3 protein-coding genes are annotated in these 17,946 nt (G+C 59.4%); 2 read left to right on the top strand and 1 reads right to left on the bottom strand.

Annotated features, from left to right (window positions below; translation table 11 throughout):
• Position 1: 1 nt before the first annotated feature.
• A complete protein-coding gene (locus tag ACWHXD_RS16835) occupies positions 2 to 11,017 on the top strand; it encodes a non-ribosomal peptide synthase/polyketide synthase (protein ID WP_138761569.1) in 11,016 nt (3,671 codons plus the stop codon).
• Positions 11,017 to 15,147, top strand: a complete 4,131-nt coding sequence (locus ACWHXD_RS16830; RefSeq protein ID WP_138761568.1) for a non-ribosomal peptide synthetase — start codon at positions 11,017 to 11,019, stop codon at positions 15,145 to 15,147. The genes ACWHXD_RS16835 and ACWHXD_RS16830 overlap by 1 nt, the downstream gene beginning before the upstream one ends.
• Positions 15,148 to 15,454: 307 nt before the next feature.
• Here the strand turns inward: ACWHXD_RS16830 and ACWHXD_RS16825 are convergent, their stop codons facing one another.
• Positions 15,455 to 17,845: a TonB-dependent siderophore receptor gene (locus tag ACWHXD_RS16825; protein WP_138761689.1), complete on the bottom strand. Its 2,391-nt coding sequence runs from the start codon at positions 17,843 to 17,845 to the stop codon at positions 15,455 to 15,457.
• Positions 17,846 to 17,946: the final 101 nt, after the last annotated feature.

Genomic DNA, 17,946 nt, shown 5'->3' with positions numbered 1-17,946 from the left:
CATGCTTTCCAACCCAAATATCGACCTGGTGTCGCGCTTTCTTCGCTTGCCTCTGGAGCAGCGCCAGCAGTTTTATCAGCGCCTGCAAACCCGGGGCATGAGTTTCGCTCAGCTGCCGATTGCCTCGGTGCGCGAGGCCGGCCAGGCTACGCCGCTGTCCTATGCCCAGGAGCGCCAGTGGTTTCTCTGGCAACTGGACCCAGAAAGCACTGCTTACCATATTCCTGGCGTATTGCGCCTCAGCGGCAGTTTGGACAAGCAGGCGTTGCAGCGCAGTTTCGACAGCTTGCTGGCGCGCCACGAAAGCTTGCGTACGCGCTTGAATCTGGACGGCGAAAGCCGCTCCCAAGTGGTACTGGAACATGCGCACATAGAGATGGCTGAGCGCGCTGTGAACGAAGCGCAGTTGCAGGCCAATGTGCAGGCAGAAATTATGCGGCCATTCGATTTGCGGCACGGTCCGTTATTGCGGCTGAGCCTGTTGCATCTGAGCGAATGCGAACATGTGCTGGTGCTGGTGCAGCACCACATTGTCTCGGATGGCTGGTCAATGGGGATCATGGTGCAAGAACTGATGCAGTTCTACGCTGCTTTCAGCCAAGGCCTTGAGTGTCAGTTGGCGCCGTTGTCGATCCAGTATGCCGACTATGCCCTGTGGCAGCGCAGCTGGATGGAAGCCGGAGAGAAAGCGCGTCAGCTTGCTTATTGGTGCCAACAGTTGGGTGGCGCGCAACCGGTGCTGGAGTTGCCTTTGGATCATCCGCGCCCAGCCCGGCAGAGTTACCGGGGCGCACGCCATGATGTTGTGCTGGAGCCTGCATTGGCCGCCAGCCTCAAGGCCTTGGCGCAACGCGAGGGCGTCACCCTGTTCATGCTGTTGCTGGCTTCGTTCCAAACCTTGCTGTATCGCTACAGCGGTCAATCCGATATCCGTGTGGGTGTGCCTAACGCCAACCGAAACCGTGGCGAGACTGAGGGCCTGATCGGCTTCTTCGTCAATACCCAGGTGATCAAGGCTGATATGGATGGGCAGATGACGTTCAGTCAGTTGCTGGCCCAGGTCAAACAGCGTTCGCTGGAGGCTCAGAACCACCAGGACCTGCCGTTCGAACAACTGGTGGAGGCGTTGCAACCTGAGCGCAGCCTGAGCCATAACCCCTTATTCCAAGTGATGTTCAATCACCAGGTCCAGGGGCGCGCATCCAGTGGCGGGCATCTATTGCCGGGCCTGGCCGTGCAGGCGCTGTCGTTCCAAGAGCAGAGTACGCAGTTCGACCTCAGCCTGGACACCGAGGAAGTCGATCAAAAACTCTGCGCCTCATGGACTTACGCCACCGACCTGTTTGAACCGGCCACCGTGGAACGCATGGCGCTGCACTGGCAAACGCTCCTGCATACGCTCGCCAATGCTGGGCAGCAGCGTATCGACCAGCTGGTGATGCTGGCCAGTCAAGAGCAGCGTCAACTGTTGGGCGACTGGAACAACAGCGCCGCCGCGTCAGAAGTTGCAAGCTGTGTTCATAGCTTGTTTGAAGTGCAGGCGCAGCAGCGGCCGCAGGCCGTCGCGCTCTGCCTTGACGATCAGTCGCTTACCTACGCCCAGTTGAATCGCCAGGCCAACCAGTTGGCCCACTACCTCATCGGCAAGGGCGTCGGCCCCGAGGTGATGGTTGGGGTCGCGGTAGAGCGCTCGTTTGCCATGATCATTAGCCTGTTGGCGGTCCTCAAGGCCGGTGGTGCGTATGTGCCACTCGATCCGCAATACCCACGCGAGCGCCTTTTGCACATGCTGCAAGACAGTGATGTACGTTTGGTGCTGAGCCACTCCACGCAGCAGCTGGCGTTGCCTGGTGATGTTGCACGGTTGGACATAGATCGCGCCGAAGAGGCGTTGCAACGCTGTGCGCAAAATGACCCGCAGGTGACAGTGGACCCACTGAACCTCGCCTATGTGATTTACACATCCGGCTCCACCGGCAAACCCAAGGGCGTGGCGATCAATCATGCGGCGCTGACTGAGTTTTCCAGCATCGCCGCCGATTATTCCCGTCTGGTGCCTGATGATCGCGTGCTGCAATTCTCGACCCTGAACTTCGATGGCTTCGTCGAGCAGCTTTACCCGGCATTGACCCATGGGGCCACCGTCGTCTTGCGTGGCGCCCAATTGTGGGACAGCGCACGTCTGTATGCTGAAATCATCGCTCAAGGCATTACCCTGGCAGACTTACCGACAGCCTATTGGAACTTGTTCCTGCTTGACTGCCTGGCGGCGGGGCCACGTTCGTATGGCGCGCTGCGTCAGGTCCATATTGGTGGCGAAGCGATGCCGCTGGAAGGCCCGGCTCAATGGTTGAAAGCTGGTCTGGGGCATGTACGGCTGCTCAACACCTACGGCCCGACCGAGGCCACCGTGGTCTCAAGCGTACTGGACTGTACGACGGGTGAAGACATCGTTGGCACAGCCAGTCCGATTGGCCGCTCGCTGCCGGGCCGTGGGTTGTATGTGTTGGACCGCGACCTGAACCTGGCGCCACTGGGTGCAGTAGGTGAGTTGTATATCGCCAGCCAATGCGGCCTGGCCCGTGCTTACCTGAACCGCCCGTCGCTGACCGCCGAACGCTTTGTGCCTAACCCATTGGGTGGCGGCGGCGCTCGTCTGTATCGCACCGGCGACCTGGCGCGTTACCGCGCTGACGGTGTTATCGAGTATGTAGGCCGGGTAGACCACCAAGTAAAAGTTCGCGGTTTTCGCATCGAGCTTGGAGAGATCGAAGCGCTATTGCAAACCCAAAAGGGCGTGCGTGAAGCCCTGGTTCTGGCGGCCGATAACCAGCTGGTTGCCTATTTGGTGGCCGACCCCCAAGACGCCGACGCACTTAAACGCGTGCTACGCGAGCAACTGCCTGATTATATGGTGCCAGCGCATCTGATGTTCCTGGAACACATGCCGCTCAACCCCAACGGCAAGCTCGACCGCCAAGCCCTGCCCAAACCGGATGCCAGCCAGTTACAGCAGGCATGGGTCGCACCGGTGACTGCGCTGGAACAGCAAGTGGCGGCCGTATGGGCCAAGATTCTGGGCGTCGAGCGAGTGGGGTTGACGGACCATTTCTTTGAAATGGGTGGGCATTCGTTGCTGGCGATGCAAGTCATCTCGCAGTTGCGTCAGTTGTTTGGGCGTGATGTGCCGCTGCGCAGCCTGTTCGAGCAGCCGCGTCTGCAAGGCTTTGTGGCCAGCGTGGTGGCTGACACGGCGCACGCAGCGCCGTCGGCGCCGCCGATGCGAGTGGCCAATCGTGATCAGCCGTTGCGATTGTCATATGCCCAGGAGCGCCAATGGTTCCTGTGGCAACTGGACCCTGACAGCGCTGCTTACCATATCCCCAGCGCATTGCGCCTGCACGGCCAACTCGATATTGCTGCCTTGCAGCGCAGTTTTGATGCCCTGGTGGCACGCCACGAAAGCTTGCGCACACATGTGCAGCAGACGGACGAGGGGGCCGTGCAGGTCATTCAAGCGTGCGCCCCTGTCTCTATCGTGTTGGCCGAGGTGGAAGAGGCCGATGTGCAAATGCGGGTCGAAGCGGAGATCGCACGGCTGTTCAATTTACAGCAGGGGCCGATGTTGCGCGTGACCTTGCTGCGCCTGTCTGCGCAGGAACATGTACTGGTGTTGGTGCAGCACCATATCGTTTCCGATGGCTGGTCGATGCAAGTCATGGTCGAGGAGCTGATGCAGTTGTACGCCGCTTACAGCCAAGGCCGGGACCTGCAGCTGCCGCAAATGCCGATCCAGTACGTCGACTACGCCCTATGGCAGCGCGACTGGATGGAGGCCGGGGAACAGCAGCGGCAACTGAGCTATTGGCGTGACTTGTTGGGCGGTGAACAGCCGGTCCTTGAGTTGCCGTTCGATCATCAGCGTCCGGCCCAGCAAAGCCATCGTGGTGCACGTTTGGAGGTGTTGCTGCCGGCCACGCTCGCTGCAGACCTTAAAGGGGTGGCCCAGGCTGAAGGCGTGACGATGTTCATGCTGCTGCTGGCTTCCTTCCAAGCCCTCTTGCATCGTTACAGCGGCCAGCAAGACATCCGCGTCGGCGTGCCGATTGCCAATCGAAACCGGGTTGAGACCGAGCGTCTGATCGGCTTTTTCGTCAATACCCAAGTGCTCAAGGCTGACATTGACGGGCATACCACCGTGCGCGAGTTACTGGCTCAGGTACGTCTGCGCGCCTTGGAAGCCCAGGCTCATCAGGACCTGCCGTTCGAGCAACTGGTGGAGGCGTTGCAACCGGAGCGCAGCCTGAGCCTCAACCCGCTGTTTCAGGTGATGTTCAATTACCAGGCCGACGGACCCACCGTCGATGCGCCGACATTCACGCAACTGCGTTTTGAAAACCTCACTTGGGAAAGCCGCACGGCTCACTTTGATCTGGACTTGGATGCTCATGACAGCCGTGACGGGCTTTGGGCCTCCCTGGGTTACAGCACCGATCTGTTTGACGCTGCCACCATCGAACGCATGGCTCGTCATTGGCAAAACCTGTTGCGGGCGTTGGTTACCGATCAGCAGCAGACGATTGGCCAGTTGAACCTGCTCGGTGTCGACGAGCAGCAGCATATCCTGCAGCTTTGCAATCGTACCGACTCAGGCTTTTCGGCCCAGCGCCTGGTGCACGAGCTGGTGGCCGACCGTGCCCATGAGAATCCGGCAGCAATCGCCGTGAAATTCGACGCGCAAACCCTGACTTATGGCGAGCTGGATCGCCAGGCCAACCGCCTGGCCCATGCCCTGGTTGCCCGTGGCGTCGGCCCGGAAGTGCGGGTGGCCATCGCCATGCCGCGCAGTGCCGAGAGCATGGTGGCGTTCCTGGCGGTGATGAAAGCCGGAGGCGTGTATGTGCCGCTGGATATCGAATACCCACGTGATCGCCTGCTGTACATGATGCAAGACAGTCGTGCGCAATTGCTGCTGACCCACAGCCGTGCGTTGCAGCAGCTGCCGGTCCCCGAGGGCCTGGATACCCTGGCCATTGATCGCACCGAAGAATGGGCCGGTTACAGCGATACAGCGCCGGATGTGGCGCTGGATGGCGACAACCTCGCCTACGTGATCTACACCTCCGGTTCCACCGGCTTGCCCAAGGGCGTGGCGGTGTCCCACGGGCCGTTGGTGGCGCATATCATCGCCACTGGCGAGCGTTATGAAACCTCACCAAGCGATTGCGAACTGCACTTCATGTCGTTTGCCTTCGACGGCTCCCACGAAGGCTGGATGCACCCGCTGATCAACGGCGCCAGCGTGTTGATCCGTGATGACAGCCTATGGCTGCCGGAATACACCTACGAGCAGATGCATCGCCACAACGTGACCATGGCGGTGTTCCCGCCGGTGTACCTGCAACAGTTGGCCGAACACGCCGAGCGCGACGGCAACCCACCGCCGGTGCGGGTGTATTGCTTTGGTGGTGATGCCGTTGCTCAAGCCAGCTATGACCTGGCGTGGCGCGCGCTGAAACCCAAATACCTGTTCAACGGCTACGGCCCGACCGAAACCGTGGTTACGCCGCTGCTGTGGAAGGCCCGTAAAGGCGACCCATGTGGCGCCGTCTACGCGCCCATCGGCACCTTGTTGGGCAACCGCAGTGGCTACGTGCTGGATGCGCAACTGAACCTGCAACCCATCGGCGTGGCCGGCGAGCTGTACCTGGGCGGTGAGGGCGTGGCCCGGGGTTACCTGGAGCGTCCGGCACTGACTGCCGAGCGTTTCGTACCGGACCCGTTCGGCAAACCGGGCAGCCGCGTGTATCGCAGCGGCGACCTGACCCGTGGGCGTGCGGATGGCGTGGTGGATTACCTGGGGCGTGTTGACCATCAGGTGAAGATCCGGGGTTTCCGTATTGAGTTGGGTGAGATCGAAGCGCGTCTGCGTGAACAGGACAGCGTGGGCGAAACCGTAGTGGTCGCCCAAGAGGGGCCGAATGGAAAGCAACTGGTGGCCTACGTGGTGCCTGCCGCCACTCAAGCTAACGAGGTTGAGTTCCGTGATGCCTTGCGTCGTGTACTGAAGGCTCGCTTACCGGACTACATGGTGCCGGCGCATTTCATGTTTCTGGCACAAATGCCGCTGACGCCCAACGGCAAGCTCGACCGCAAAGGCTTGCCACAGCCGGATGCCAGCCAATTGCAGCAGGTGTATGTGGCGCCACAGAATGGGTTGGAACAGCAGATTGCCAGCCTCTGGGCCGATGTACTGCGCCTGCCACGTGTGGGGTTGAATGACAACTTCTTTGAGTTGGGCGGCGACTCGATCATCTCGATCCAGGTGGTCAGCCGTGCCCGACAGATCGGTATTCGCTTCACCCCCAAGGATCTGTTCCAGCATCAAACGGTACAGAGCCTGGCGGCCGTCGCTCAGACAGGTGGGCAGGGGCTCATCATCGAGCAAGGCTTGGCCACGGGTGAAGCACTGCTGTTGCCGATTCATCAGTACTTTTTCCAGGAAGACATTGCCGAACGTCACCACTGGAATCAGTCCGTGGTGCTACGCCCCGGTACACGGTTGGATGAAGCGACCTTGAACGCTGCGTTGTTGGCGTTGATCGAGCATCACGACGCATTGCGCCTGAGCTTCAGTCAGTTATCGGGCCATTGGAAGGCTGAGTATCGCGATGTAGCCTCATACGGCGATCTGCTCTGGCACAGGCACTTGGAAACTGTTGGGGCGCTTGAGTCTCTAGGCCGGGAGGCACAACGCAGTCTGGACTTGGCGCAAGGACCGTTGATGCGTGCGGTGCTGGTTGAGTTGCCGGATGCGTCCCAACGACTATTGCTGGTGATCCATCACCTGGTGGTGGACGGCGTTTCGTGGCGCATTCTGCTCGAGGACCTGCAGACCGCCTATACCCAGCGTCAAAGCGGGCAGGCAATTGCATTGCCGGCCAAGACCAGTTCAACCCAGGCCTGGGCAAAACGCTTGCAGGCCCATGCACAGAGCCCGGCATTGCAGGAAGAGCTGCGATTCTGGCAAACACAATTGCAGGGCACCGATGCCGGTTTGCCATGCGACAACCCGCAGGGTGGCCTGAATAACGCGCTGGCAATTTCTGTGACCACCCACCTGGATCAGTCCTTTACCCGTCGTCTCTTGCAAGAGGCGCCAGCGGCGTATCGCACACAGGTCAACGATTTGCTGTTGACCGCCTTGTCCCGCGTGATTACCCGCTGGACAGGCAGTGATTCGCTACTGGTCAAATTGGAAGGCCATGGCCGTGAAGATCTGTTCGACGATATGGACCTGACCCGCACTGTCGGCTGGTTCACCAGTATGTACCCATTGGCGTTGACGCCGGCGGCGAACCTTGCGGATTCGATCAAGGGGATCAAGGAGCAGTTACGCGCGGTGCCGGACAAAGGCATCGGCTTCGGCGCGCTACGCTACCTGGGTGATAATCATGCTCGGCAGGTGTTGAGCGGGCTGGCACAGCCGCGCATTACGTTCAACTACTTGGGCCAGTTCGACGGGACCTTCGAAGAGGATGCAACGGGGGCCTTTTTTACTCCGACGGGCGAGGAGGCTGGGCCTGAACAAAGCGAACAGGCCCAGTTGGGTAACTGGCTGGAGATTAACGGCCAGGTCTACGGCGGTGAGCTGAACCTGAGTTGGAGCTTTAGCCGTGAAATGTTCAGTGAAGCCACTGTGCAGCGGTTGGCTGACGCGTATGCACAAGAACTCAAGCAACTGATCGAGCATTGCTGCCTGTCATCCCATCAGGGGGCGACGCCGTCCGACTTCCCGCTGGCCGCGCTCACTCAAGCGCAACTGGAGCAGTTCGAATTGGCGGGCGCCGAAGACGTCTATCCGTTGTCGCCCATGCAGCAAGGCATGTTGTTTCACGCGTTGTATGAACCGCAGGCGGGTGATTACGTTAACCAGATGCGCGTGGACGTAGATGGTTTGGATGTTCCGCGCTTTCGCGATGCCTGGCAGGCTGCGTTGGATAACCATGACATCCTGCGTACTGGCTTTATCTGGCAGGGCGGCCTGGAGCATCCATTGCAAGTCGTGCATCGCCACGTGCAGTTGCCGTTTATTGAAACCGAATGTCCTGAGGGCGCCGGGCAGCAGCAAATGCTGGACCGTCTGGCCGACGCGCAACGCGTACAAGGTTTCAACCTGGAGCATCCGCCGCTGGTGCGTATCGCACTGGCCCACACCGGGCCGCAGCGTTGTCAGTTGATCTACACCAGCCACCATATTTTGATGGATGGCTGGAGCAGTTCCCAGCTGCTCGGCGAAGTACTGGAGCGTTACGCAGGCGTGACTCCGCAAGCTCAGCTCACGCGCTACCGCGACTTCATCGAGTGGGTGCAGTCCCAGGATAAAACCCTGCGCGAAGCCTTCTGGAAGACGCAACTGGTCAATCTGGACGAACCGACACGGTTGTTCCAGGCACTGCCGCGCAACACGGAGCAGACTGCATCGTACCTTGGGGAGTACGCGCATGAGCTGGAAGTGGCGCAGATGACCAGGCTAAAAGCATTTGCCCAGGGGCAGAAGATTACGCTCAACACCTTGGTGCAATCGGCCTGGCTATTACTGTTGCAACGCTACACCGGGCAGGACACCGTGGCCTTCGGTGCCACCGTCTCGGGACGTCCCGCGGACCTGCGCGGCGTGGAGCAGCAGGTCGGTTTATTCATCAATACACTGCCGGTTGTGGCAACACCTCGGCCAGACATGACCGCGGCGCAATGGATGCAGCAAGTCCAGCGACAGAATCTTGCATTGCGCGAGCACGAGCACACGCCGTTGTTCGAGCTACAGCGCCTGGCCGGATTGGGCGGTGAGGCGTTGTTCGACACCATTCTGGTGTTTGAGAACTATCCGGTATCAGAGGTCCTGGAGCAGGGTGCCCCGCTGGGGGTTCGGTTCGGCGAGGTGAAGAGTCGCGAGCAGACGCATTACCCCTTGTCGATTGCCGTCGGTTCCGGTGAAACGCTTAGCCTGCACTACACCTATGACCTTGGCCAAGTTGCGGCGACTACGGTTGAACGCCTGCACCAACATTTACTGCATCTGATCATGGCAATGGTTGCCAGGCCGCAGGAGGCGCTGGCGCAATTGACGCTATTGACAGCGCCGGAGCACCGGGCGCTGATGGCGCAAGGCAATGGAGTGGTCAATAGCGGCTCTTACAGTCTTGTCCAGCACCAATTCGAGCAGCAAGTACGCCGTACGCCAAAGGCAATCGCAGCGATCTTTGACGACCAGCAATTGACCTACGATGCGTTGAACCGGCGCGCCAACCGCCTCGCGCACGGATTGATAAAACAAGGCGTGGGTCCTGACTCGCTGGTGGGTATCGCGCTGGAGCGCTCGTTCGACATGCTGGCGGGTTTGCTGGCGATTCTCAAAGCTGGCGGCGCGTACGTGCCGCTTGACGTGGACTATCCGCAAGAACGCCTCGCCTACATGCTCAAGGACAGTGGCGTTAAATGGCTGCTGACTCAGTCGGACCTGGACCTACCGCCGGCTGAAGGCGTGCAGTGCCTGAGCCTGGACGGTGATCAAGCTTGGTTAAGTGCCGGCGGCGATGCCGATCCGCAGGTTGCAGTGAGCGGCCAGAACCTGATGTATGTGATTTACACCTCAGGCACCACTGGCAACCCTAAAGGGGTGGGGGTGACCCATGACGCATTGGCACAACGTCTAGCGTGGATGCAGGAAACCTACCATTTGCAGGCCGACGATGTGTTGCTGCAAAAGGCCCCGATGAGTTTTGACGTATCGGTATGGGAGTGTTTCTGGCCATTGATCAGCGGCAGCCGGCTGGTGATAGCGGCGCCGGGCGAACACCGGGACCCGGTGCGCCTGATGGAGTTGATCCAGGCATTCGGCGTAACCACGTTGCACTTCGTCCCCTCGTTGCTGCAGCTGTTCATGGACACGCCGGGTGTTGCGCAGTGCGTGCATGTGCGCCGAATGTTCTCTGGTGGCGAAGCGCTGAGTGCTGAACTGCGCAATCAGATCCTGCGGACCCTTCCGGCCGTTGAGCTGCACAACCGTTACGGCCCGACTGAAACGACGATCAATGCAACGTGGTGGGCATGCTCTTTGGAGGACGGCGCGCGTTCGCCGATCGGCCGGCCCTTGGGCAATGTGGTTTGTCGGGTCTTGGACGGTGACCTGAACCCGGTGCCTGCCGGCGTTGCCGGAGAATTGTGCGTTGGCGGAGAAGGCTTGGCTCGCGGTTACCTCGGGCGTGCGGGGCTTTCGGCCGAGCGTTTTATTGCCGACCCATTCGGCAGTGCGGGAGGGCGCTTGTACCGCACAGGCGACCGAGTGCGCTGGGGGGATGATGGCGCCTTGGAGTACCTGGGACGCCTGGATCAGCAGATCAAGATTCGCGGCTTCCGTGTGGAGCTGGAGGAAGTGCGCGCCTTGCTGCTGCGTCAGGCACAAGTGGCGCACGCCGAAGTGATTCTGCGCTCGGGCAGCGGCGGCGGCCAATTGGTTGGCTACTACGTTGCCCAGCCGTCGGCCTCTGACGAACCCGAGCACAACCAGACACTGCGCGACGCCCTGCAGGCACAACTGCCGGACTACATGGTGCCCAAATACTTCGTGCGCCTACCCAGCATGCCGTTGAGCCCCAGTGGAAAGCTGGACCGCAAAGCGTTGCCCGAGCCTGGTAACCAAGTATCGCAGAGCGAGTATGTAGCACCTCAAAGCGATCTTGAGAAACAGTTGGCAGGGATCTGGCAAGACGTGCTGGACGTCGAACAGGTAGGCCTCAACGACAATTTCTTTGAGCTGGGCGGGCACTCGCTATTGGTGATCAATGTGATGTCACGCATTCAGTTGGAATTGGGGGTGAAGATCAGCGTGCATGAGCTGTTCCAGCATGCTCAGTTCAAACTGCTAGCAGACCACCTGCAGGGGCAGGGCACCCGTGTCAGTACAGAAAAATTGTCGTTCCTGGATTCGCTCCTCGACGAAATGGAGGAGGTGTAATGGATAGCCAGATGGCTCAGAAAATCATGAAGCGCTTTATCGGCCTGGGGCTGGAGCAGCGCAAGGTTTATCTGCAGAGGATGTTGCAGGAGGGTGTTTCCCCCGCGAACCTGCCTATTCCGCAAGTGCGGCTTGAAGCGGCTGCATTGCCGCTCTCGTACGCCCAGGAGCGTCAGTGGTTCCTCTGGCAGTTGGACCCGCACAGTGCCGCTTATCATATTCCCAGTGCCTTGCGACTCAAGGGACGCCTGGATATCGCCGCGCTACAGAAGAGTTTTGAGTACCTGATCGCGCGACACGAAAGTTTGCGCACGCGGTTTCGACGGGTCGGTGAGGTCACGCAGCAGGCGGTGCTGCCAGGATTTTCGATCGTCCTGGCACCTGAGGAGATCGATGAAGGCCACCTCAAAGCGCGGATTGAACAAGAGATTGCGCGCCCCTTCGATCTTGAACAAGGCCCGCTGTTACGCATCACGTTGCTGCGCCTGGCCGAGGAGGAGCACGTGTTGGTGCTGGTGCAGCACCACATCATCTCCGACGGCGGTTCGATGCAAGTCATGGTGCAAGAAGTGGTGCAGGCGTATACCGCTCTCAGCCATGGACATGGGATTGACTTGCCCGCCTTGCCGATCCAGTACGCAGACTACGCCCTCTGGCAGCGCAGTTGGATGGAAGCAGGGGAGAAGGAGCGGCAACTGGAATACTGGTTCAAGCTGCTCGGTGGTGAGCAACCCGTACTGGAGTTGCCGTTGGATCGCCCGCGTCCTGCTGTACAGAGCTATCGCGGCGCGTCCCTGGAGCTGGTACTGGATGACGCACTGGCTGCGGGTGTCAGAACTCTGGCCCAGCGCGAGGGGGCGACCAGTTTCATGTTGCTGCTCGCGTCCTTCCAGGCGCTGTTGTATCGCTACAGCGGGCAGCGGGATATCCGTGTAGGTGTGCCGACCGCGAACCGTAACCGGGTGGAGACGCAGCGTCTGATCGGGTTCTTCGTCAATACCCAGGTGTTGAAAGCCGATATCGACGAGCACACCACTGTTCTGACGCTGTTGCGCCAGGCTCGTCAGCGGGTACTCGAGGCCCAGGCGCATCAGGACTTACCCTTTGAACAGTTGGTTGAAGCACTGCGTCCTGAGCGTAGCTTGAGTTACAACCCGTTGTTCCAAGTGATGTTCAATCATCAGAACCGAGGGGCCGGCAGCGACAGCGAGGCACAGGCATCCAGTCTCATACTGGAAGGGTTGGAGTGGGAAAGCCGCACGGCGCAGTTCGACCTCAGCTTGAATGTCTGCGAGGAGGGTTCGAGTATCCAGGCTTCATTTGGCTATGCGACCGACCTGTTCGAGGCCACAACCATCGAACGCATGGCGCATCACTGGCAGCGCCTATTGAATGAAATGATTGCGGCGCCGCACGCTTCGGTCAATTCGCTGGCACTGCTGGATGCCCAAGAGCGTTGGCAGATGGTCGATGCCTGGAATGCGACCGCCACTGATTACCCTCTCGAGCAGGTGCATCATTGCTTTGAAGAGCACGCCGAACGTACTCCGGACCGGCCTGCCCTGGTGTTTGGCACAGAACAATTGACCTATGCGGCCTTGAATCATCGCGCAAACCGCCTGGCCCATGCCTTGATCGCTTACGGTGTCGGCCCCGATAGTCTGGTGGGCGTGGCGATGGAGCGCTCCGTTGAGATGGTCGTGGCCTTGATAGCCATCCTCAAGGCCGGGGGCGCCTATGTGCCTGTGGACCCGCACTATCCCCAGGAGCGTCAGGCCTACATGCTTGAGGACAGTGCGGTAGAGCTGCTGTTGAGCCAGTCGCACGTGAATCTGCCGACGGCCGACAATGTGGTGCGTATTGACCTGGATCTTGATGACGCCTGGCTGAGTGCATACAGCCAGGTGAACCCCGACGTGGCGGTCGGCGGTGAAAACCTTGCCTATGTGATCTACACCTCGGGTTCGACCGGCAAGCCTAAAGGCGCGGGAAATAGTCATTCAGCCCTGGCCAATCGCTTGTTTTGGATGCAACAAGCCTATGCATTGGACGCCAGCGATACCGTGCTGCAGAAGACACCGTTCAGCTTTGATGTGTCGGTGTGGGAGTTTTTCTGGCCTTTGCTCAGCGGCGCCCGATTGGTGGTGGCGCTGCCCGACGATCATCGGGATCCGAGAAAGTTGGTCGACCTGATCGTGCGCGAACGTGTCACGACGTTGCACTTCGTGCCGTCGATGCTGCAAGCCTTCTTGCAGGACGGCCAAGTGGGGCGTTGCACCAGTGTACAGCGCATCATTTGCAGCGGTGAGGCACTTCCCGTCGACGCGCAGTCCCAGGTATTTGCGAAGCTGCCCAAGACCCGGTTGTACAACCTCTATGGCCCCACGGAAGCGGCCATCGACGTCACCCACTGGACCTGTGTCGATGAGGGCAAAGATGCCGTGCCCATTGGCGAACCCATCGCAAACCTGGGTTGCCATGTACTGGACGCTAACCTGGAGCCTGTACCCGTCGGCGTGCTCGGCGAGTTATACCTGGCGGGGAAAGGGCTGGCGCGCGGATATCACCGTCGGCCTGCGTTGACGGCCGAGCGTTTTGTCGCGAACCCTTTCGGGGTGGGGCAGCGGATGTATCGTACCGGCGACCTGGCGCGCTACCGCCCTGATGGGGTGATCGAATACGCCGGGCGTATCGACCATCAAGTCAAGCTGCGTGGCCTGCGCATCGAGCTGGGTGAGATAGAGGCACGCCTGCTTGAACATCAACTGGTACGTGAAGCGGCAGTCGTGGCGCTCGATGGCACTCAACTGGTTGGGTATGTGGTACTTGACGAGACTGTGCCTCAGTGGCGTGAAGCCCTTGCCGGCTATTTATCAATCCACCTGCCGGCCTTTATGGTGCCCGCCCAATGGGTGTTGTTGGAGAAAATGCCGCTCAGCCCCAACGGCAAACTGGAGCGCAAGGCGCTGCCGCGTCCTGAAGCGGGTACAGAGCACCGCGACTATGCGCCGCCGCTCACAGCGCTGGAACAACAGGTGGCGCAGGTTTGGCAGCAAGTGCTGGGTGTTGAGCGTGTGGGCCTTGACGATAACTTCTTCGAGCTGGGTGGGCACTCGTTGCTGCTTCTGGTGGTGAAAGAACGCCTGGCTGCTCACTGCGGGTTGGTGCTCACGGTCAACCAACTGATGACACGCCCCACCGTCAGGGCTCTGGCAAGCGATGCACCGGATGGGGTTCATCATTCGCTGATTGTTGAGCTGAACGGCCATCAGGGTGTCCCGTCATTGTTCCTGTTTCATCCAAGCTTCGGTTCGGCACACTGCTATAAAGCCATCGGCATGGCGCTGCGCCTGGAGATGCCGGTACGCGGCGTCATTTGCCGTGCATTGGTTGATCCGTTGAGCGAAGTGCCGACCTGGGATGCGATGGTCGACGAATATGCCCGGCAGCTTCAGGTGGCTCAGCCGCAGGGGCCGTATTACCTCGGAGGTTGGTCGCTGGGAGGCAATCTGGCGTTGCAGGTGGCGGCGGTCCTGGAAGAGCAGGGCGCCGAAGTCGCGTTTGTGGGGTGTATCGATGCGCCTCCACCCTTGCGTGTCACGGCGTTCTGGGAAAGGGAAAAATCCTTGAGTCCCATTGCCGAGCCAGCGGCAATCAGCGATACGTTAGTGGACCGGCGTGTGGCATTGCTGGCGGTGATGTTCCCTGATGCTGCACAGGCCATTGCCCATGCCTGGCGGGATGTCGAGCACGGCGGCGCCACAGCTGATCAACAGTGGGCGATGTTCTGTGAGTGGGCCGATTCGTTCCTGGGCGAGACGTTCACCAGCCTGCGCAGTGAGTTGCAGCAGGGTGGAGAGCTGGATGTTTCATGGGCTTTGAAACTTGCGCTGGATGAGCGATTGAAAGAGGCCGACTACGTGAGCATTGCCGCGCCAGTGAGCTGTTGGTGGGCCGCTCAAAGCAAGTCCGAAGTGGATCGCCACGTTATTGGCACGGCGCTTGAAGCAGGCATTGGCCATGGGGTTGAGGCTTCGGTGGTGATCGATACGACCCATGACAAGATCGTCCACAACCCTGAGTTCATCGCTTCGTTTGTATCCGCGGTAAAGCGCGTCATACGCAAGTGAGGCCTGGCGTTCGGGCTTGGAACACCGGCTTCGTACCGGTGTTTCTCTTGCAGTCTCAGATAGTGACCAGGTTTGGCGGGGCCAAACAAAACCCCCGCCGATTGGCGTAATGCTGTTCACTTAAGCGTATATCGCCCTTTGTAGGAGCGAGCTTGCTCGCGAAGAACCTCAACGATAACGCGTGTTTCCTGATTGAACGCGGCGCCTGTGAGTTTTTCGCGAGCAAGCTCGCTCCTACAAAAAGCCTTAACTGAACGGCATTACGCCGATTAGCGGGGGTTGGGTTGCTCGAACGGCAGCGCCGGAGTCAGAAGTCCACGCGAGTGGTCAGCATGACATTGCGCGGATCGCCGTAATAGCCGGTGTTGAAGAAGCCAATGTTGGTGAGGTAATGCTTGTCGAACAGGTTGTTGACGTTCAGTGTCGTGGAGACTTTGTCGGTGAACTGGTATTTGGCCATGGCGTCGACCACCCAGTAGGCTTCCTGGCGAACGTCTTCGGATCGAGATTTCGCGCTGTTGTAGACCGATTGCCAGGTTTTACCCTGCCAGCGAGCGCCGCCGCCGATGGTCAAGCGGTCCAGCGGGCCGCTGAGCTTGTACGTGGTAAAGAAGCTGATCTGGTCCTGGGGTTCCAGGGTTGACGCTTTATCACCGTGCTCGTCCCGGATGACCTTGTGGGTATAGCCCGCCTGGGCTTGCCAGCCAGGTGCAAGTTCACCGGACAGCTCGGCTTCGAAACCTTTGGTCTTGGCTTTGATGCCTCTGGAGGCATCGTTGATCGCTGGGTTGGTCGGGTTGGCGTTGTATTCGGTGTCAGATTCCGCGCGGTTGGATTCATGCACTTCGAAATAGGCCAGGCTGGTGTTCAGCCCACCGTCGAAGAACTCGCCTTTCACACCGAGTTCGTAGTTCTTGCCTTCATCGGGTTCCAGTACCTTGTTGTCCCGGTCGCGCGCCGTCTGTGGGTAGAAGATTTCGGTGTAGTTGGCGTAGGCGGTAAAGTTGTCGTTGAGGTCGTAAGTGGCGCCGATATAGGGAATCAGTTTGCCGGCTTCCGTACTGTCGCTGGTGCCTGTCAACCAATAATTGGCCACGCGACTGCCGAGGATCACTTTAAAATCATCGGTAAGGTTCAAGCGTGCAGTCGCGTAGCCGGCAGTTTGTCGGGTGGTTTCATCGAACCTCTGGGTCACTGCGCCCCAGTCGGGTTTGGGGAAATCACCGTCGAAGTTCCAGAAGTCGACGATTCGTCCATTGGCGTGAATCGGGTTGGCGTAGTTTTTGCCCTTCCAGTGGGAGTTAGACGCAGAGGCGCCCACCACGAGTTCGTGTTCCCGACCACCCAAGCTGAACGGGCCGCTGGCGTAAATATCGCCGGAATCGGCGCGGGTATCACCGGTGAATTTGTTCGCATAAAGCGTCGACATGCCGGTGGCTACGAATGGGCCTGTCTGGATCGACCCCATCTGTGCGTCGTAACCACTGAATTGATGGGTGTATTGGCCCTTGACCACCCAGTCATTGGCAAATTGGTGCTCCAGCGTGGCGAACGCGCTTTGGGTGAACTGCTCCCAACTGCTCCACTTGGCAGCGCTGTTAAACGAACGCTTTACGTCGATGCGGTTACCGCTACGGTCAAACAACGGACGGCTGCCTGCCCATCCTGCGCCGGATGGGTCGCTGTTCTGATAATCGAATCCGACAGTCAGCAGGGTATCTTCACTGAGATCGGCTTCAATCGTGCCGAAATACACGTTGGTTTTGCGTTCATAGTGGTCCAGGAACGAGTGCTTGTCCTGATAAGCAGCCACCGCACGGCCGCGGATATTGCCGCTTTGTGTGAGTGGCCCACTGACGTCGACCTGGGAACGGTAGTTATCCCAGCTGCCCGCCCCCAATTCGAGGCTGGCCTTGAAGTCCTTGGTTGGCTTTTTACGGATCAGGTTGAGCGTTGCCCCGGGGGCCCCGGCGCCGGACAACAAGCCATTGGCACCCTTGAGTACTTCAACACGGTCGTAGATCGCCATGTCCGTCAGGGTCTGGCCAGACGAATAAGCCGCGTTACGCAGGGTTGGGATGCCGTCATATTGAAAGTTTTCGATCGAAAACCCACGTGCGAAGTATTGGGTCCGCTCGCTGTCGAGCCTCGATACAGTGACGCCTGGCGTATGACGCATCACATCATCGATAGAGGTCAGCGCAAAATCATCCATGTGCTGGCGTGTGATAACACTGATCGACTGAGGTGTTTCTCGTGGGGTCAGTACCATTCGCGTAGCGGTGGCGATAGTGCCCGGCGTATAGGAGCCTGAGTCTTCAGTCACCGTACCCAACTGGTTGGCGCTAACCTGGGTTGCACCCAATTCCAGCGTGGAAGATTCACTGGCACGGGCCGTAATGGTGATGGTAGTGCCCTGCAGCCCGTAACTGACGCCGGTGTTCTGGAGCAGGGCGGCGATAGCCCGGGTCGGTGCCAGCTTGCCCTTTACCCTATTGCTGCTTTTGTCTTGCACATCCGTCGGGCTGTAGAGCACCTGCAGATTGGTCTGGCGGCCAAACTCCTGCAGCGCCGCTCCCAGTGGCTGGGCTGGAATGTTGACGTCGATCTCTTGGGCTTGTACGTAACCGGCGATGGGCAGGGAGATCGCAAGGGCAAGCGTACAGGGTTTCAAGTTAAAGCTCATGGCCCGTCGCATGGACAGCGCTTTGCTCAGGGGGCTGAGACCGAGTCGTACTGACATGGATGCGTTCACTTCTGTATTTTTGGTTAGCAGATTATAGGTATTTATTGAGGTTG

It is taken from the genome of Pseudomonas fjordensis, from assembly GCF_976987115.1.
This window is presented reverse-complemented; position numbering and strand designations above follow the sequence as displayed.

Bases quoted from the DNA above. Each gene is read 5' to 3' on its own strand.
- ACWHXD_RS16825 (WP_138761689.1), bottom strand. From the start codon at position 17,845: ATGCGACGGGCCATGAGCTTTAACTTGAAACCCTGTACGCTTGCCCTT.
- ACWHXD_RS16830 (WP_138761568.1), top strand. From the start codon at position 11,017: ATGGATAGCCAGATGGCTCAGAAAATCATGAAGCGCTTTATCGGCCTG.
- ACWHXD_RS16835 (WP_138761569.1), top strand. From the start codon at position 2: ATGCTTTCCAACCCAAATATCGACCTGGTGTCGCGCTTTCTTCGCTTG.